This is a genomic window from Streptomyces lycii (assembly GCF_009735685.1).
Lineage (GTDB): Bacteria > Actinomycetota > Actinomycetes > Streptomycetales > Streptomycetaceae > Streptomyces > Streptomyces lycii.
In genome coordinates this window covers 1-18056 of sequence record NZ_WHPN01000396.1, presented here as the reverse complement: position 1 = coordinate 18056, position 18056 = coordinate 1, and the positions used below count along the sequence as shown (strand labels likewise).

The 18056-nt window shown below is 68.8% G+C and carries 18 protein-coding genes and 1 pseudogene; 9 read left to right on the top strand and 10 right to left on the bottom strand.

All coding sequences use genetic code 11. The annotated features are described in order from the left end of the window. Positions 1–223 (bottom strand): hypothetical protein (locus tag GCU69_RS33300; RefSeq protein ID WP_218037989.1); only part of this gene is annotated, 223 nt, incomplete at its 3' end. Between the two features lie 552 nt (positions 224–775). Between GCU69_RS33300 and GCU69_RS27440 the strand changes: the two genes are divergently transcribed. The 3 genes from GCU69_RS27440 to GCU69_RS27430 all read left to right on the top strand — a co-directional run bounded on the left by GCU69_RS27440 (position 776) and on the right by GCU69_RS27430 (position 3142). After that, complete coding sequence (locus tag GCU69_RS27440) at positions 776–1294, top strand: NUDIX domain-containing protein (protein ID WP_156207474.1); 519 nt, start codon at positions 776–778, stop codon at positions 1292–1294. 422 nt (positions 1295–1716) lie between these two features. Next, positions 1717–2112, top strand: coding sequence for a MerR family transcriptional regulator (locus GCU69_RS27435; protein ID WP_156207473.1), 396 nt, complete (start codon positions 1717–1719; stop codon positions 2110–2112). Positions 2113–2260: 148 nt separating this feature from the next. Continuing rightward, positions 2261–3142, top strand: a complete 882-nt coding sequence (locus GCU69_RS27430; RefSeq protein WP_170315946.1) for an NADP-dependent oxidoreductase — start codon at positions 2261–2263, stop codon at positions 3140–3142. 285 nt (positions 3143–3427) lie between these two features. Here GCU69_RS27430 and GCU69_RS27425 read toward each other — a convergent pair whose 3' ends face one another. Then, the gene (locus GCU69_RS27425; protein ID WP_156207471.1) at positions 3428–4240 is read right to left on the bottom strand and encodes an IS3 family transposase; all 813 of its coding nucleotides are present in this window, start codon (positions 4238–4240) and stop codon (positions 3428–3430) included. Continuing rightward, positions 4237–4545: a transposase gene (locus tag GCU69_RS27420; protein WP_170315945.1), complete on the bottom strand. Its 309-nt coding sequence runs from the start codon at positions 4543–4545 to the stop codon at positions 4237–4239. Before GCU69_RS27420 ends, GCU69_RS27425 begins: the two co-directional genes overlap by 4 nt. 236 nt (positions 4546–4781) lie before the next feature. Here GCU69_RS27420 and GCU69_RS27415 point away from each other — a divergent pair, with 236 nt between their 5' ends. Further along, entirely contained in the window at positions 4782–4994 is a 213-nt protein-coding gene (locus GCU69_RS27415; RefSeq protein ID WP_156207469.1) for a hypothetical protein, read from the top strand. Positions 4995–5068: 74 nt separating this feature from the next. On the opposite strand, the gene GCU69_RS27410 is transcribed toward GCU69_RS27415, so the two are convergent. The 3 genes from GCU69_RS27410 to istA form a co-directional block, all read right to left on the bottom strand. After that, the gene (locus GCU69_RS27410) at positions 5069–5581 is read right to left on the bottom strand and encodes a hypothetical protein (protein WP_156207468.1); all 513 of its coding nucleotides are present in this window, start codon (positions 5579–5581) and stop codon (positions 5069–5071) included. A 338-nt stretch (positions 5582–5919) separates the two neighbouring features. Next, positions 5920–6213: a P-loop NTPase family protein gene (locus GCU69_RS27405; RefSeq protein WP_156207467.1), complete on the bottom strand. Its 294-nt coding sequence runs from the start codon at positions 6211–6213 to the stop codon at positions 5920–5922. After that, a complete protein-coding gene (istA, locus tag GCU69_RS27400; protein WP_156207466.1) occupies positions 6213–7463 on the bottom strand; it encodes an IS21 family transposase in 1251 nt (416 codons plus the stop codon). Before istA ends, GCU69_RS27405 begins: the two co-directional genes overlap by 1 nt. Positions 7464–7598: 135 nt before the next feature. Between istA and GCU69_RS27395 the strand changes: the two are divergent. From GCU69_RS27395 to GCU69_RS34135, 3 genes and pseudogenes are all read left to right on the top strand, one after another. Then, a pseudogene (locus GCU69_RS27395) lies at positions 7599–9210 on the top strand (transposase). Continuing rightward, positions 9207–9950, top strand: coding sequence for an ATP-binding protein (locus GCU69_RS27390; protein ID WP_156207465.1), 744 nt, complete (start codon positions 9207–9209; stop codon positions 9948–9950). Before GCU69_RS27395 ends, GCU69_RS27390 begins: the two are co-directional and overlap by 4 nt. Positions 9951–10590: 640 nt before the next feature. Next, positions 10591–11073, top strand: coding sequence for a hypothetical protein (locus GCU69_RS34135; RefSeq protein WP_235978734.1), 483 nt, complete (start codon positions 10591–10593; stop codon positions 11071–11073). A 30-nt stretch (positions 11074–11103) separates the two neighbouring features. On the opposite strand, the gene tpg is transcribed toward GCU69_RS34135, so the two are convergent. Continuing rightward, the gene (gene tpg / locus GCU69_RS34850) at positions 11104–11661 is read right to left on the bottom strand and encodes a telomere-protecting terminal protein Tpg (RefSeq protein ID WP_156207464.1); all 558 of its coding nucleotides are present in this window, start codon (positions 11659–11661) and stop codon (positions 11104–11106) included. A 444-nt stretch (positions 11662–12105) separates the two neighbouring features. On the opposite strand from tpg, the gene GCU69_RS27375 reads away from it, so the two are divergent. Then, entirely contained in the window at positions 12106–13488 is a 1383-nt protein-coding gene (locus GCU69_RS27375; RefSeq protein WP_156207463.1) for a hypothetical protein, read from the top strand. A 53-nt stretch (positions 13489–13541) separates the two neighbouring features. Here the strand turns inward: GCU69_RS27375 and GCU69_RS27370 are convergent, their stop codons facing one another. After that, positions 13542–13850 (bottom strand): hypothetical protein, encoded by a 309-nt coding sequence (locus tag GCU69_RS27370; RefSeq protein WP_156207462.1) that lies wholly within the window; start codon positions 13848–13850, stop codon positions 13542–13544. 225 nt (positions 13851–14075) lie between these two features. Here GCU69_RS27370 and GCU69_RS27365 point away from each other — a divergent pair, with 225 nt between their 5' ends. Then, entirely contained in the window at positions 14076–14261 is a 186-nt protein-coding gene (locus tag GCU69_RS27365; RefSeq protein ID WP_156207461.1) for a hypothetical protein, read from the top strand. A gap of 61 nt (positions 14262–14322) precedes the next feature. On the opposite strand, the gene GCU69_RS27360 is transcribed toward GCU69_RS27365, so the two are convergent. Next, the gene (locus GCU69_RS27360; RefSeq protein ID WP_156207460.1) at positions 14323–17070 is read right to left on the bottom strand and encodes a DEAD/DEAH box helicase; all 2748 of its coding nucleotides are present in this window, start codon (positions 17068–17070) and stop codon (positions 14323–14325) included. A gap of 48 nt (positions 17071–17118) precedes the next feature. Beyond that, positions 17119–17619, bottom strand: coding sequence for a hypothetical protein (locus GCU69_RS27355; RefSeq protein WP_235978733.1), 501 nt, complete (start codon positions 17617–17619; stop codon positions 17119–17121). Between the last annotated feature and the right edge of the window lie 437 nt (positions 17620–18056).

Here is an 18056-nt window from a genome sequence, read left to right as displayed (position 1 = left end):
CCAGCAGTTTTCGGCGCACGTCGCAGAGCCCGAGCTGTACTGGATCGTCGTGGATCGTGCGCGCATGGCCTGCGAGGAGTCCGACGACCCCGTTCTGCTCGCCTTTGCTGCCTGGATCACGGGCAACGGCCTGCGTAACTCCGGCCACACGGAAGAGGCCCTTCGCCTGGCGGCGGAGGCCGCCGAGAGCTTGCGCCCGCGCCTGGAGGGCGGCTCTCAGCATCTTCGGAGCACCTTCGGGGCTCTGTGCTTGCATGCGGCCGTGACAGCTGCTCAGGAGGGCAGCGACGGTACCGCTTGGCGCTGGCACGACGAGGCAGACCGCACCGCGAGGCAACTGCCGACCGGGTACGCGCACCCCTGGACCGCCTTCGGTGCCGGGAACGTCGCGGTGCACGCTGTGACCATCGGGGTGGACCTGCGAACGCCAGGGGCAGCCCTGCGCAGGGCTGCTGACGCAATCCCGGACTCCATTACGTCCGTCGAGCGACGCTCGCGCCTCTTGGTCGACGCCGCCCGCTCTCAGTACGCACGACGTGAACACGCAGGGTCGCTCCACTACCTCCAGCGGGGTTTCAAAGCGTCCCCGGAAGCGGTGCGTTACGTGCCGTCGGCTCGATGGCTCGCCGCAGATCTCGTGCTGCACTCGCCAGTCTCGATCCGGGACGGCGCTCGCGAGCTTGCGGACTCCGTAGGGGCCGCTGCACAGGGGTACACGAACGCAGGGGTACAAGCTGTATCCCTTGGTGACCGTTTCCTCTCATAGCGTCATCGCATGGCTACGGAAACGGGCACGATGCCGAGCCCTGAGATTGGGGAGTTCGTACGCGACACCGCACGACAGGTGTTCGGCGTTATGGGACACCAGCCCACCGACCACACCAACCCTCCGCCCCGACGCCTGGGGGCCGTCGTCCTCGTCCGGGACAGCGGGAGCCGCATCCTCCTGGTCCACCCGACTTACAAGGACGGATGGATTCTCCCCGGCGGATCGGCCGACGCAGGCGGGTCCATCGCTGAAGCCGCGTCTCGCGAGCTGAAGGAGGAGACGGGCCTCGTCCGCCAGGTCACGCACTTCCCGGCCCTCGACCAGGTGCCGGCCAATCCGGAAACCGGCTCCACCGAGGGGCTGACCGTCGTCTGCGACGGAGGCGTTCTCACCGAGGAGGAGGCGAAGGCCGTGGCGATCCCGTCGATGCCGTGGGAGAGCTCTCCGTCTGCGCCTGGGTCTCCGTGGGTGAACTCGACGGCTACGCCAAGCCCTACCAGAGCCGCCGGATTGCCCAGGCGTTGACCGCAGCCGCCGCTTCGACCAAGCTTCCGCTCCTCTCCCTCGGAGAGGTAGTGGCATAAGCGTCACCCCGGCTGCGGTTGGCAGCGAACCTTGCGTGGCTGGGGTGACTTCCACTCCCGCGCCAGGGCTTCACCCTCACAGGAGCAGAGTTGAGGCTCTCCCGTCTGGCTTTGCTCACGAGTTGCGACAGCAGTGGTTCACGACTTCGGGAGGCGCTGAAGGAGCACGGTGTTCGATGTTCACGAGAACCGACAGCACTTCCGCTGCTGTCGGCGTACCGAGAAAAGTGCTCGGGCGTGTACAGACGAACGTGTCCAGTCGTGGGGCCGGGGAGGACAACCCTGCGGCCGTGGGGGTGTCCGTGAGCGTCCATGACTCGACGGCGGTCTGGACCTGGAGCACGCGGGCGTAGGCTCTCAGAGATGCGGATAGGCAAGTTGTCCAAGCGCACGGGCGTGAGTCCGCGCTCACTGCGGTACTACGAAGAGCAGGGCCTGCTGACCAGCTCACGCTCCGACGCGGGGCAGCGTCACTATTCCGATGCTGCGGTCCAGCGCGTGTCACTCATCCGACAGCTGTTCGACGCGGGCATGTCCAGCAGGGTGATCGCGACTGTGCTGCCGTGTGTGGACGTCCCGGGCGACCTGGGCGTCGCCGAGGAGACGTTCACGGCGATGATGCGCGAGCGCGACCGGATCGAGGCCGACATCGCGCACCTGATCGAGACCCGGGATGCACTCGACGTGCTGATCAGGGGCAACAGCCGACACCGGGCGGAGCTGTCCACGGCCTCGGAACCGGTAGCGCAGTCGACCTGATGCTGTGATCTGCATCTCAGCCGGTTGCCCCTCACATCAATGTCAGAGGTGAGGATAGCGACAACGCCCGGAATCACCGGGTCGGTCATACGAGAGGCGGCGGAAGATGGGCCAGGCGTGGGGTTTCGGCAGGTATGGCGGGCCCGAGGTGCAGGAGTTCTTCGATCGCCCCGCCCCTGTCCCCGGTCGTGGCGAGGTACTGATCCAGGTCGACGTCGCCGGTGTGAATCCCCTCGACCACCTTCTGCGCTCGGGTCTGGTCGACGGGCTCGACGGCGGGCGTCCGTTTCCCCGCGTGCTGGGCATGGAGGCAGCCGGAACCGTTCTTGCCCGGGGCGAGGACGTCAACGGGCTCCAGGTGGGTGACGCGGTCTTCGGCTTCGCACTCACCGGTGGCGGTACCTACGCCGAAACGACGGTGCTGTCCGCGCCGAACACCGCGCGCATCCCGGAGGGTCTGTCCGCGACCGTGGCGGCAACGCTGCCAGTAGCCGGGGCGACCGCGGTGGACGTGCTCGACCAGCTCAGCCTTCCGGCCGGTGCCACGGTCCTGGTCAACGGGGTCGGGGGCGGGGTAGGCCTCGCCGTCGCCCGGCTGGCTGTCGGGCGCGAGCTGCGTGTGATCGGCACCGGGAGTACCGCCAAACGCGAGCACGCCGAGGCCATCGGGGTGCGGTTCATCGACTACACCGCCGAGGACGTCGCCGCCGCGGCACGTGAGCTGGTCCCTGACGGCTTCGACGGGATCGTCGACCTGGCCGGAGGCACCTCGCTGCGGACGGTCGCTCCGCTGGCCCAGGATCCCCGCAACGTCATCGCTGTGGGTGATATGTCTGTGCCCGATCTCGGTGGGCGTTTCGTCGAGCGTCGCGTCGACCGCAAGAACCTGGAGCGGTCGGCCCTGATGGCCCTCGACGGACTCCTCGCACCCGTGATCACCGCGGTCCATCCGCTCTCCGACGCCCCGGCCGCCCTTGCCACCGTCGAGAACGGTCATGCCTCGGGCAAGGTTGTCATCAAGGTGGCATGAGAAGTGCCCGGCCGGCTGACGCTGTCGACCGTCCACTGCGGGCTGACGAGAACCCGTGGTCAGCGCATCATCAACTGAGCACGTTCACCTGTACGGGGTTGAGCAGGTTCAGGCGTACGCCGACAGCTGCGTTGGGATACACAGTCTCGGCCCGCTCGACCGGGGCCTTGATAGCGGGCTACTCGTGCCAGCCGGCTGTGGCTGGGGCGCGCCCCAGCCACAGCCTCACGCCCGGACCGTTCGGTTCCCACCGGTCGCAGAACTGCCGCAGCTCCTCGCACCGGGTCAGCATGCGGCGGGGGTTGTAGAAGCCGTCGATGTACGTGAAGAGCGCGAGGTTCGCCCCTCGGCACGTGTGGCGAGGATGCGGCCGCGGATGCACTCGGTCTTGATGACCATCCACAAGTTCTCCGCCAGGGCGTTGTCGAACGAGTCGCCGACCGAGTCCATGGATGCCTGGATCCCGGCCCTGACCAGGCGTGTTGTGAGCTTCACGGACGTGTATCGACAGCCATGGTCGGCGTGGTGAATGAGCTCGCCGGGGGCGACTTCGCGGCTGGCCAGGGCGTATTCCAGCGAGGTGAGGACCAGGTCCGCGTCGGCGCGGGCGGAGGTCTCCCAGGCCACCACCCGGCGGGAGAACGCGTCGCGGATCGCGGACAGCCACAGCGGCCCCTCTCCGGTGGGGATCATGGTCAAGTCGGTGACCCACAGCCGGTTCGGCCTGTCCGCGGTGAAGTCGCGTTGCACCAGGTCAGGGGCGAGGTCGGCGTCCGGGTCGCGGCGGGTGAAGCCCTTGCCCCGGCGTGGGCTGATCCCGGCGAGGCCGGCCTGCCGCATGAGCCGTTCGACGCGCTTGCGGCCGACGTGGACGCCCTCGCGCTTGAGGACGGCGTGCACGCCCGGTGAGCCGTAGATCCCGCCGGACTCGTCGTGGACCTGCCGGATCCTCCCGGTCAGCTCGGCGTCCCGGCGGCGCCGTTCGCACGGCTCGGTCCCGGCCTGGCGCCACCGGTAACAGGTGGAGGAGGGGACGTTCAGTTCCCGGAGTACGGGCTCGACCCCCAAATGCGGGTGCTCGTCAACGAGCGCCGTCACCTGGACCGGGTCGGGTCGAGCTGAGCCGCGAAAAAAGCCGAGGCCGTCCGCAGGACCTCATTCGCCCGCTTGAGCTGTGCATTCTCCTTGCGCAGGGCGGCAAGCTCCTCCCGCTCGGCGGTGGTGAGCATGTCGTCGCGTTCGCCGGCATCAGCCTCGGCCTGCCGGATCCAGTTGCGCAGGGCCTCGTGGTGCACGCCGAGTTCCTCGGCCATGCGGCGGATCACGGGCTTCGGCTCGGCGGTCCGGTACATCCGGACCGCACGCTCACGCAACTCCAACGGGTACTTCCTCGGGGCAGGCATCGTCTGAGCTCCTCTCACGAGACCCATCTGACCCTCTGACACCCACTCCCGCATCTCGGGGGAACCTCAATCTTCCACCTGGTGCAGATGACGTGGACGAGGCCGGCGAGGCTGACGGGGGTGGTGGAGTAGAAGCGGTAGAAGGAGGGTTCGCGGGTATAGCGGTGGCGAGGCACGACCAAGAAGGCGTGTCCGCGATCAGTAGATGGCTTCCGAAGAAGTGTTTCTCGTGGCTCGTGCATCTAGAAGTACACGTCAACATCGACCAGTCATCCCAAGCCGCCGAGAAGCTGAACCGCCTGCTCGACGGGGACGCCGTGGTGTGCACGAGCATCTGGGCCGGGCAGGACGCCTCCTCGACGAACTGGCGCCGACAGAGCTGGTGCCGGCCGTCGACAGCGCCTGCTATTTTGGCGTCGACTTCAGCAGTAACTGGACAGCGAGCGTGAACTTCCGCCGCCACGACCTTGCACCGTGGGTCAGAGATAGAAGACCGGGGTCGTGTCGCCACGAGCAGGCCGACTCACCCGAGAGGGTTCCCCTCGCCGCACTTTCCGTTCGCCCGGCTGTCGACCCGATACCACCAGCAGGTCTTCGCGTCCCATGACACGTAGGGCCATTCCTGCTGGTTGCCATTCTGGTCATAGCAGCCATGGACACCGGTGATGCACACGGCGGTCCGAATCCCGTTGATGTTGGAGTCGGTGCTGCTGCGCGCGACCCCCCAGTCCTGGTTTCCGTTTCCGCAAGCTATATACGCTTGCGCGTCGTGATGCTGGTGCGGATTGGTCGTGAAGTCCATCCACAGCATGGCGCAGTGACCGTCAGCGAGTGTGTCGTGAACGTAGCCGTTCATCTTCTTGGCACCGCTCTCGGTGTAGTAACTCGCAATGCCGTACGCACCGCCGATGCTCAGGTAATAGTTCTCATTGGCGTGCGCCGTACCAGCTCCGAGCAGCAGGCCCCCAAGGGCGACAGGAATCGATGCTTTCAGAACCCGAGAACGCATGATGAGAATCTCCCGTGTGTAGGTCAATTTTCTACACTCTTACGGATCTTCCATGCGACGGAAAGATTATTTTTCAGCCAATCCTGTTAGTCTCCTTCCATGCCAGGACAACGACAACTGCCAGCTCAGGACACGAACCGCAGCTGGAGTGATCGCGGTCAGCGTGCGCAGCCACTCCATCAGCACGGCCACATTGTGTGCGGCAGCCCGTGCCGGCCGTTCACCGGCATTGCTGGCGAATTCATCCAGCGCCCACACCCCCTCGCACACCGCGCAGCCGCAGACGGGGGCTGTCGGCGACGCTTGAAATGTGAGCCGATTCCGGCGGGTGAAAAATGACCCCCCGCTGCGTCAGTTGATGTTGGTCATTCCCCGGTGTTGGCGGCGGGAACCCGTCCGAGGTCACGGCCGCGCATGCGATAGCTGTCGCCCTTCAGCGAAATGACCTCGGCGCCGTGGGAGTCGCGGGCGGCGACCTCCCTCTGCAGGCAGGCGGCCAGATACTCCTCGTGGCTCCAGCCCTCGTCGCGGGCCCGCTCGGCGAGCCGGGCGGCCGCATCCCGCAGGGCCGGGGCCTTCAGCGCCTTGGTCAGATAGATCAGTTCGGAGCCCACGTCGCGGCTGGTCCGAGCCTGGTTGGTGCCGTTCTTCGTGCTCATCACGCCGCCCCTTCGCCCGTGCTCAGTCCGCCGTCGATGACGCCGAAGATCCGGTCGTAGGCGTCCAGCGACCGTTCCTCGACCTCCGTCACGTCCACCGGCGCCGCTTTCGTGCCGCCAGCCTTCTTGCGGGCGGCGGCGGCAGCGGCCGCGTGGTCGGGATCGGTGATGGTCTGGTGGCGGGCCCAGCTGCGGGCATGGCGGGCGACCTCGACGCCGTCGCAGGTCACCAGGACCTGGTCCAGGTCGGCGGAGACCTCGATGCGGCGGCCGACGGCCAGCGGATGCACCGAGTAGTCGCAGGTATCCAGGCGGACGTAGTGGTCCCGGGGCAGCCGTAGCGATGCCTTCCACCAGCCGGGCGGGGCGATCGGCGGCAGGGCCAGCATCCGGGAGCGGTCGGCTTCCAGCCGGTCCGCAGGGCGGGCCTGCAAGGTGCGGTGGATGCGCCGGTTGGCCCTGGTCAGCCAGTCGGCGAGCTGAATGTTGAAGTCGGCTGGCGAGGTGAACACCCGGCCGGGAAGGAACGACGTCTCGAGATAGCCGTTGGCCCGCTCGACCAGGCCCTTGGCTTCTGGATCCCGTGGCTTGCAGAGCAGGAACTTAATGCCCAGCAGTCCGGCGAACACGGCGAATTCATCCGTGAGTTGGGGTCCGCCGGACCGCCAGGAGCCGACGGCTCCCTCGTTGTCCCAGACCAGCACCCGCGGGACGGCGCCCAGCTCGGTCAGCAGCCGCCAGTGCCCGGCGATCAGGTTGGCCGCCGACCTGGACGGCAGCATCCGGGCGGTGATCCACCGCGAGTAGCCCGCGACCATGACCAGCACCGGCGGTCGCCCGACCTGACCGAAGCCGAGCGGGATGTCGGTCGGCGGGAACCACAGGTCGCACTGGCCGATCTCGCCCGGCTCATAGACCGTCCGCGAGGCCGGATCCGCAGGCCGATAAGCCGGCCGCAGGTCCCGGATCCGGTCTTTGAGCACGGTCAGACCGCGGTCCCAGCCGGTCCGTTCCGCGATCACCGTCGCCGGCATCTCAGGCCACTGCTCGAGCAGTTCACGAATCTGCGGCTCGACGGCGTCCACGATCGAGCCTTTCGCGGCCCGCTGATACTTCGGCGACGCGTCGTGCGCGATCGCCCTGCGGACAGTGTTCCTCGCGATCCCCAGCTTCCTTGCGATCGCCCGAACCGGCATTTGCTCGGCCCGGTGAAGCCGGCGGATCTCCGCCCAGTCCTCCACGCTGATCACCACTCCTCCCGGCCTGACTCAACGAGCCAGACCCCTGGAGGGGGTCAACTTTCAAGCGCCGCCCCTGGTCCACTTTTCAGCCGACGCCGACAAGGCCTGCCTTCTTCCTCCCTGTCGGCGCTGCGCGGCCCTGCCGTGCGCCGGCTGCTCGCTCTGCGGCAGGACCAGCAACTGACAACGCGGCATGTGCGGCTGATGGCTCAGTCGTTGGAAGTGACCGAGCGCACGGTGTGGCGGTGGCTTGCCGCTGCCGAGCGTGACGCGTCAGCGGCCGCAGAGCCCGGGGCGCGAGCCCAGAGTAAAAACCGCTTCTCCGTCACTCCGAAGTGCGCTGTCTGCTGGCCTTGTGGAAGGGAAACGTCGCAGCGGTGCATCGCGAGTTGACCGCTCGCGCGGCCAGGGGCGAGGGGCAGCCGCCTCCGTCGATTCCGACGCTGCACCGGGCGATCCAGCGGGATCTGACGCCGGGGGAGCGGGCCGGGCTCGCGGGAGGGGAGCGGGCCGCGCGGAAACACGATGTGTTCCTGACCCGGCCACGGAGCTGGCGCAACCACGTGTGGGAGACCGACCACATGCAGGCCCCCGTCCTAGTCGATGTCGAGGGCAGGGCCCGCAGGCCGTGGATCACCTGGTTCACCGACTGCGCCACCAACGCGATCACCGGTGTCGCCGTGACGCCGGTGCATCCGTCGCGGGAGTCGGTGCTGGCCGCGCTGCGCTCCGCGGTCCTGCGCGAGGACCCCTACGGCCCGTTCGGCGGCCTGCCCGAGAAGGTACGTGTCGACCGCGGCAAGGACTTCCTGTCGAGGACGGTGACCGCCGCGTTCGATGTCCTCGACGTCACCGTGGAGGACCTGCCCGCCTACACCCCTCACCTCAAGGGCACGGTCGAGGGTCTGAACCGGGCGGTGGAGAGCATGTTCCTGGCCGCGCTGCCCGGCTATGCCCGTCAGCCGCGCCCCGGTAAACGGGCTTCCCGGCCGAAGAAGGACGAGGTGCTGCTCGGCTTCGAGGACTTCACCGCTCGGCTGCTGGAGTGGACACGGTGGTGGAACACCGAGCACTGCCCCGCACCGCTACGGGGCAAGACCCCACTCCAGACATGGCAGGACGATCCCATCCCGCTGCGGGACGTGCCAGCCACGGCCCTGTGGACGTTCACTCTCGAAGACGCCGGCACCCGCACGTTGACCACCCGCGGTATCCGCTTCAGGAGACGTGACTACGTGGGGGCGTGGATGACCGGTCAGGCCGGGATCCTGGTCCGGGTCCGTTTCATGCCCCACCACGACCACCGCATCGAGGTCTACGACGCCGCCACCGGCCGCTACCTCGGTCCTGCGGACCTGGCTGACCAGGCAACGGAAGAACAGCTCCGCGCCGTACGGCGGGCACGGTCTGCCCGTGCCCTCCGTCTGAAGAAGGATCTCGAAGCTTCCCAGCGGGAGCGTTACGCCGCCGCCACCCAGGCCGAGGCACCTCAGCGGATCGGCGCGCTGACCACCGCGCAGGCCGAGGCCGAACTCGCCCAGAATGCCGACTCCGACTCGCGCAGCTCGCGATGCCAGACCTCATCCCGCACGCCGCGCCCCCGGCAGAGTGGCGCACCCCGGCTTCCCTGGCCGCGCTGACCACGCCAGGCCCGCCCGTCTGGTCCCCGCCCGGCCTTGATGGCGCTTCCGCCCCGGACGGCCCGGGCGGGCGGGCCGCACGTCCCACCACCGATGAAGACGGAGACGCCTCGTGACCGCGGCCACCTACCAGTACGTCGACCTGCCCGACGCCTCCGTGGTCACCACCCGCGCCCTGCTCACCGCCCGGGAGAACGTCACCGACACCGTCGCCGCCCGCGCCATGATGTGCATCCACGGCGGCGCCGGCTTCGGCAAGACCCTCGCCGTCAACACCTGCCTGCTCGCACTCAAACCCGGCGAGGACGTCCGCAAGATCACCTTCCGGGCCCGGCCCACGGCCCGCGCGGTCCGCTACGAACTGTTCACCGCGCTCGACCTGGCCGGGGAACCACCGCGCCACCCCAGCGAGTTCGACCGTCTGCTGAAGACGGCCCTGGCCGAACGCCCCCGCACCTTCCTCGTCGACGAGGCCCAGTGGCTCAACGGGGAGGCCTTCGAATACTTCCGCTACCTCTGGGACGAGCCCTCCACCCAGCTCGCCATCATTTTCGTCGGCGGCGCGGGCTGCCACACCGTGTTGCGCCGCGAACCGATGCTGTCCTCCCGCGTCTTCATCTGGCAGCAGTTCACCCGACTCACACCCGACGAGGTCCTCGAGGTGATCCCGCTGTTCCACCCGATCTGGGCCGACGCCGACCCCGAAAACATCACGTTCGCCGACAGCCACGCCGCGCACGGCAACTTCCGCGCCCGGGCCCAGCTGACCGCCCACGCCCGTACCGCACTGGCTCGTACGGGACGTGCCCGCGTCGACCAGGAGCTGCTGCGCTGGGCCTTCAGCCGCCTCGCCTGACCACACCGTCCATGCCTCCTGCCCCGCCGCTGCCGTCCGTCACCGTGGTTCTCGACCGTCACGACGACGTGCTGCACACGCACACCGCTCTGGTCGCCCACCATCCGCTGTCCGGCCGGATCACCCTGCACCCGGGCCCGGGCACCACCAGCGAAACCGGCCTTGCCCACGACCTTCTCGTCGCCCTGGGCAAACCGCCCCTGCTCCCGGGCCGCTTCCCCGGCGGCCGCCAGCCCGCCTGGGAAGCCGCCACTGCCTGGCTGACCGCCCTGCCCGTCACCCGGCTGACCGTCCTGCGCGCCCACCGCTTCACCGCCCGCCGCACGATGCGCCTGCTGCAGCTACAGGCCCGCACCGGTATCCACCTGACCCTGGTCTGCCATCGCCCTCACCTTCCCGCCGCTCTGCGCCAGGCCTGCGGACGGCCGACTACTCCGTCACAGCCGACATCGAGGCTGCCCGCCGCCACTACTACGGCACGCCTACCGCCGAACCCCCGCCCCCAGACGAGCCCGCCGCGCCGGCCAGCCGGTGGCTCACCCTGCCGGCACTGGACCGCCTCGTCTCCTACGACAGCCCCCGCCCCTGCGCCGCCCCGTGTATGCCCCCGTCAATCGTCTGGTGGCACCGCCCACCGCCCGTGCCTCTCACCGCGCCCACCGCCCAGCGAGTCGCCCACCGGCTGCACGCGGCGACCGCACATCCGCGCCTGGCCGCGACCGTCGCCGCCGCGCTGTTCACCGGCGCCTCCCTCCAGCAGCTCGCCACCGCACGCCCCCGCGACTACGACACTGCCGCGGCCACGCTCGTCCTGCACGACCGCGCCCGCTACACCGACGGCTGCGCCGCCTACCCCGTACCACCCTGGGCCGACGTCTTCCTGCGGGCCGCAGCCTGCTTCACCCGGCTGCTATCCGGCGAGGACCAAGAACTGCTCGCCGCGCCAGGTGACCGTGCGCACCTGCTACGCGTGGCGGAGACGGCCAGACTGCGTCCGCCCCAGCCGCCCGCAGCCCGCCGCAAAGGCCCGGTCGGCCGCGTGGAGTGGGACTGGCGAGAGCGGCAGGGAGCCGAAAGGTACGAAGCGGGACTGGCCAGCCGCCGCAGGCCCTCGCGACGCTGACCCCTGACGCGGGCGCTCGACAAGGCAGGATCAGCCGATCGAGAAGTCGGCGAACTCGATGTCGTTGAAGACGATGTGCAGCCCGTGGGCCCGGTGGCCCCAATCGCGAAAGTAGGCGTGTCCCAGCGCCCGGGCGAGGATCACTGTCTGCTGCTGCTCACCCGCGTCGGCATCCCGAGCGGCGAACAGTTCCCTGGCTACCTCTCCTGGCAGGTCCTGGGTGATCCACCGCACCCGCGGATCGTCTGAGGAGCCTGCAGGAGCCGCGAACCCGAATCGCGCACGGGTATGGAAGACGAAGCCATCCGCCTCTGCCTGGGCACGTCGGCGGGCCCGTATCCGGGGCTGCCACCGTGCCAGGACTGCTTCCGTGATTGCACGAACCTGCGTCGGACCAGGGGGACGACGCGCTCGTGGCTTCTTCGTCACCCACCGCTGCACGGTGCGCTGTGATACCCCCAGCACGGTAGCCACCCTCCGCGTGGAACCACGGTGCGCTGCCAGCAGGAAACGCAGGCGGGCCTCGGTGCTTGAGGGAATGGGCCGGGTGCGCAACGCGCGCTCCAGCCCTTGCTCGATCTGTCCCACCTCCGCCTCTCCTAGCGGCCAGCCGACAGGGTCGGCACCCAGCAGTCCGAGTGTCAGTTCTCCCACGCCGCCGGTCCCTGCCCGCCAGTTCCGGTGTCTTTGGGGCAGCACCGGCCGAAGTCGGCTACGAGAGCCCCGGCGGCGTGCCAGCGACGGAATGGTCTGCAGAATCTGCCATCTGCCACGTGTCGACGGCGTCGGGTAACCGGTTGGCGGAGCTGGTGGTTTCTGCGGATTCGCCGTGTGAGCGTCGTGAGGTTTGGGTAGGGTCGGGGAGCCGAGTCCGGGTCTTCGTTCGTAGCGGGGGCACCAGCTGGCTCCTCGAGTCTTCTTGTGACCGTCCGGGGACGCGTTCGTACCGTGTCCACCAGCGGGTTCCCTGCCGCGTGCGCGTGTGCCCCCTTGTCCGGCGCGCGCCGAGCACTCTTCCCTTGGAGTCCCGCGATGCCTTCATCGCTGCCCGTAGCCCAGGCGATCGATTTCCTGTGTGAGCACACGTCCAGCAAGAGCCGTGTGATGGCTCTGCTGGCTCACGACAACGGCCCCAGTTCCCTGACCGCTGTCCTGACCTGTAAGGACCCCGACCACGCCTTTGAAGCGGTGGGCATTTTGCGCCGAGTCCTGGCCCGACGTGATGCCACCAACGTCGAAGATGAACTGAAGGCCCTCACGGCTGAGATGCCGGACGCACCGGCCGGCTCGCTGCGCCAGGCCGTCGTCCAGGCCGCGAGCGGCATCTGGCAGACAGAACCTGGCACCTTGTTCGTGGTACCCGACCCGGATCCGTCAGAGGACGAAGCAGTCTCAGACGTGGCGTCCGGACCGGTGGGGCACCCGCGACTGCAGGACCTTCCGGGAAAGGTCGTGCGGATCGCGCACCTGCACGAGTTCCACGTCACCGACGAGGACGCTCTTCTGCGCGCTGCTGTCGACCGCGGCTGGGAGCCGCTGCCTGCATCCGAACTCGGTGATGACGATCCACGCGACCTGATCGGAGCCGTGATGACCCTCACCGAGGACCCGGATGTCGCCGGAACCCAGACCTTGGAAGAGCAGAGCTCCGCGGAGCTTCTGCGCGCCGAAGACGGGGATGAGCTGGCTGACTGGAGCGCGGCGCCGGTCGTCACCCGGTTCACTCACGGCTGGCGCCTGCGAGGCCAGCAGACTTGGCCCGCAGCCGAAGAACAGACCCCTAACTTCGCAGCGCTCTTCGCCACCCGGGACTGTCCGTGCAAGGGTGAGGACGAGGAATGCGAGGAGTGCGGATGGCAGCTCACGCCCCGTACCGCTGACCTGCTCCACACGGCACTGGTCGCCCTCGCGGACCAGGCTTACGACGACGCGCAGCGTCTGGGGGACCAGTTCCTGTCAGATGCTGACTCCGCAACGTGGGAGGTCTTCGACCGACTGCCACCGCTCACCTGGACAGCCGACCACCGTTGGCGACGGCGGATGGCGCGCGCCTTTGACGACCTGGCCGCCGACCTCGCTAAGGGAAACTGGCCCAACCCCACCTGCACTGCGGAGGAGATGGCCCTGCACCTGGCCATCGAGGACGCACCGACCTACCTGGAAGACCGCCCCGCAGAGGACGACCACAGCAGCCTCCCGGAACACGAGGACGATTACAGCTGGGACAGCTGCTCCGACCTGCTGTTCCAAGACCACGACGTCCTGATGCTTTTCCACTCCAAGTTCACCGGCATCGAGGACCCCGATCACCCCGCAAACCAGTTCATGGGCGTGGGTGACCTTCGGGAGGCCGCCTGGTTCGACGCGTTCGACAACCGCAGCATCAGGGACCCTCGACGAGGCTTCCGGCGGTAGACCACAGCCCCTTGCGCTGGCCGACTGGGGCCAGCGCAAGGGGCACCGGCCTTCTACCGTGCCCAGTCGATGCCGAGGTGGACGAGGGCGGTGAGTCGTGCGGGGTCGAGTCGGTCGCGGCGGGCTTTCTGGTTGGCGTACCAGATCCCGGTGCGGTGCTCGCTTCCTTTGGGCAGCCGCTCGACGACGGCCCGCCCCGGCATCTGGCCTTCCCGTTCGATGTACTGCTGAAGGGCCCGCAGGCCCTCCTGGACTGCCTCACCGCCCTTTCCCGGTCCCGGTGCTGCTGTCGCCTTCGCCGCCGCCTTGCGGGCCCGTGCGGGCTTTTCACGCCGAGTTAGCCGAGCCTCCGCTGTGACCATCCATCGCCCAGCAAGACGGCCAGAAGGCTGACCAGGATCCCGCCACCCGGCTCCCGGCCGGGCTCCGGCGCCCGCTGCCGGTGCACCGCGGAGTGGGCCGGCACCAACCCGTCGTCCTGGTGGCCAGGCCGGGGCGTAAGTCGCCGGCACTTTGGTGCTGTCCTCCGGGTGCTGAGCCCCACCAAGGGGTGAGGCGGGACGCTCCCGCCGGTTGGAGGTACTGCTGTGATCGTTCGCTTCGCTGGTGGCCCGTTCGCCGGTCGCGAGCTGGAGACCACCGACGCCCCGTGGGAGGGGGACTGGCTCACGACCGGTGACGCCGACTGGGCCCTGTACGTCCCGGTGCACCGCGACCCGGTGACCGGCGTCGTCCTGGCGGAGGTCCGGGGCACCGTCCCGCGACACCGGTAGCAGCTGGCCGCCATGCGGCTGACGCACGAGACCCCGAGCCCTCGCGGGCGGGCCCGGGGTCTCACGGCGGCGGGGGAGGGGTCAGCGGCTGCGGGGCGGCTTCGACGGCTGGCACCGCGCCTGTCCATTGCATCCCCAGTGCGGCGAGGGCGGCGCGCTGCTCCGCGGTGAGCTTGTCGCGCCTCGACTTGGTGTTGGAGAGCCAGACCCCCAGTTTCACCGGTACCGGCTCCGTCTCGCCGACGACCGCGACCTCGACGACCACGCCGCGCGGGACGGGCCGCTGTCCCTCCTTCTCCACCCACTGCGCGAGGGCTGCCAGGCCCCGCTGGAACGCCGCCTCGGCCTTGCTCCCTGCCTTCTTCGGCCCCTTGAGGGCTGCCGCCAGCGCCGGACGGAGCTCCGCCGGGGCGGGAGAGGACGCCTCAGCGGGCTGCACGCCCAGTTTCGACAGCCGCTCCTGCTGCTCGGGGAGAAGCTGTGCCCAGGTGCCCGGGTTCTTCTGCCGCTTCAGCCATCGGCCGATGTCATCGCCCTCGAACAGCACTCCGGGTTCGATGGCCGGCAGGCTGCCGTCGGCGTCGACCAGGTCCGCGAGGACGCGGTAGTGCCGCTGCCAGTTGAGCGGCCAGGGGCAGTTCCAGTCCTCATCGATCGCGGCCAGCTGCTGCGCGCGCACGGCGGCCCGCTCCGTGTCCTTGCCCAGACCGCCCTTGCGCCTCAGGTTGGCCATGTGCTGGCCGACCGGCACCATCGCCTCGCCTTCGCCCCACACGGCGTCCTGACGCGGAGCGAGGTGCCCCATGGCCCGCCGGTAGGACCGGAGCGCGGCGAGCTTGTTCTCCCACGCCTCCTCGCCCGGCTCCCAGACCATCCCGGCCTCCGGGGCGTCCAGCAGGATCTTGCGCCGCTCCTCCAGCTCACCCGCCCGCAGCGCCTTCCGCTGCTGGTGGACCCAGCGACCAAGCGGGAAGTCCTTGGTGACGCCGACCTCGACCTCGACGTCGTAGGGAACGGCGTAGAGGCCCGTGATCTCGTTCTCCTTCCGCCACCGGAGCAGGGCCTGGTAGCCCTCCAGCCACACCAGGGACTCCGGCCGGTAGACCCGGGTGCGCAGGAACGCCGCGATGGTCGCGGCGTCGCGCGGGCTGGAGAAGTGGAGCAGGGCCGCTTCGGCGGCGGCCTGCGTGTCGTCGTCCTCCTGGTCCTCGCTGTCACCCTCGCCGCCGGCCCCGACGATCCGCCCGTCCTCGTCCCGACGGACGTGGACCTTGCGCTTCCCGCTCGTGAGCGCGCGGGAAGCGAGCTGTTCGACGAGTCGTTCGTCATGCGAGCGCAGGCCCTGGAGGACCGCTACAAGGGGGCGGAAGCTGGCGGAGGCGACCATGTCGGTCGGGTCCTCGCCGGGCTCCAGAAACACGGGCACGATGATTCTGGCCACCTTGGTGCTGTCGTCCTTGTTGAGCCGGAGCGCCCGGCCGATGTTCTGGACGATCTCCACCTGGGAGCCGCGGGTGTCGGCGAAGCAGATCGAGTCGACCCCCCTCTCGCCGGTGATGTCGACGCCTTCTCCGAGAACGCGAACGCTGGCGAGGAAGGCGCGGTGGACCCGGCGTCCGGCTGCGTCGATGCCGTTGGCGAACTGGCGCAGGATCTCGCGGCGCTCGGACACGAGGTGGTCGCCGCACAGCCACGCCGACCACACCCGGTCCGGCGGGACGTGGCGGCCAGCCTCCAGCTCGTAGAACTCCGCGTCGATCGAGGACTTCGGCAGCTTGTCGGCGGCGGCCAGGTCGGCGTCCGTGGCGTCGTTGACGTACAGCTCGGCAGCCGTCTGCGGGAGCTTCTCCGCGAACGCGGCGGCCTCCTCGACCCGCTGGTGGAACGTCATGACAGTGCGGAGGTTCCACTTCGCCGCGTGCTCCAGGAGCGCGGCCTGCAACAGCGCCAGGCGCCGGCCGCGCCGCGCCTCTTCGGACTCTCCAAGGCCGGGGGAGGGGTCGCGGATCTCGAGGACATCGATCTCGAACCCGGCGAGGATCTCGCGCTCGATCGCCTCCGAGAGCCCGAGCTCGGCAATCCACGGGCCGTAGGTGCCGTTCGGGTCATCGGCCATGGTCGCGATCTCCGCCTCCTGGCCGCCGGCACCCTTCTGCGGGCGGGGTGCAGCGAGGATGCGGGGGGTAGCGGTGAGGTAGAGCCGGAAGTCGGCGGGGATCCGCTGGTTGTCGTGGATCGCCGCCCAAGGTCGACCAAGATCACCAGCGGTTCCGTGGGCCTCATCCACGATGGCGAGGTCGAAGCCCGCCATGCGCTGGCCGTACAGGCGCTCCCCGCCCGCCAGAGCGGCCTCCAACGGCCCGCGAACCGTCCGCTGCCCCTCGGCTGCGTCGATGTCCTCACGGTCCACCAGCGAGGCGTACGTGGCGAACACGACCACCGATCCAGACCCAGCCCACAGGGCGAGCTGGATGGGGTTGGTGGTGGTGCGGACCCCGAGCTTGTTCAGCACCGGGTCGTTCTCCAGCGAGCACACCGCGACCATCGGGGCCCGGTGGCCCACCAGGCGCCACGCCTCGGCCGTCTGCACCAGCAGGTCCAGGGTGGGCACCATCACGAGGATCCGACCGTTTCCGAAGCACTCGAGCGCGCAGGAGGCGGCGGTGATTGTCTTGCCTGATCCGGTCGCGGACACGATCGTGCCCCGTGCCCCCTCCGCAGGAACAGATGATCTTGCAGGGAATCCCCCCCACTTCCGGAACGCCGACTTCTGGTCTACTTGGTGTTCCTTGAGGGAAATGCCGTGCATTCCGAGTGTCCATTCTGTGCGGCAGAGGTCGGGTGTTGAGGCGTTTGTCTAACTGTCGAGTCCTCTGAGTCCCCACTGGTCGAGGCCGCTGTAGATGGTGGCGGTCTGGCATTGGGGCGCGTTCATGACTTCGGCTTCGCCGCGGTAGATGGCGATGAGGGAGTCGGTTCCGCGCCACCAGGTGTCTGCGAGGCCGGCGACTTCCGGAACAGGATCGAACCCTTCGAGGCCGAGGTCGTCTACGGCGTCACCGGTGACTGTCTTGGTGGTGCGTGCGCATCGCCGGGCATGATCGGCCAGGGCGACTGCTTCCACCCACCCTTCAACGGTGGAGTGCAGGGGGACCCAGTTGCCGGCGTGGAGCCCGAACTCCCCGTTGGGGCCGATCATGAACGAGTAGGGGAGAGCTGTTCGCTGCAGGCCTGCTTCGAAGTGCCAGTCGGGATCCGGTCCCTCGGGTACGTCTCCGCTGAGCGTTCGCGGCCCGCCGTCATAGTGAGGAGAGGGAGGAAGGGCGAGGCCACCCCAGACCCCCTCGTACGCGGCCACTCGGTCGATCTGATCCTTCGGGACACCGTGCTCGACCCACAGGGCCCTGTACTGCTCTATGTCAGCACGATCGACCCAGTGCCCATGAGCCACGGATAAAGTACCTTGCCCTGAGAGTGATACCCATCGGAATTCCTCGCGCGCTAACCATATATCCCACCCCAGCATCTCTCTAATTTCTGCCAACGGTACATGGTGCATCAACATGAGACACCCACTACGCTAGAACCCGACACGAACGAGCGGCACCGGTTCCTCGCTAGCCAGCCGGCCCGCGTAAGCGGGCCCTAGGCCCTGGAGGCGCAGCCGGAAGGGCCCTTGAGGTCGGGGGAGCGCAGCAGACCCGCCGCTCCAGGGCGGAGCGAAGCGAAGCCCTGGGATATTGGGGCGAAGCCCCGCAGCTCCGGAAGCGCAGAGGATGGAGCTTCACCAAGCCC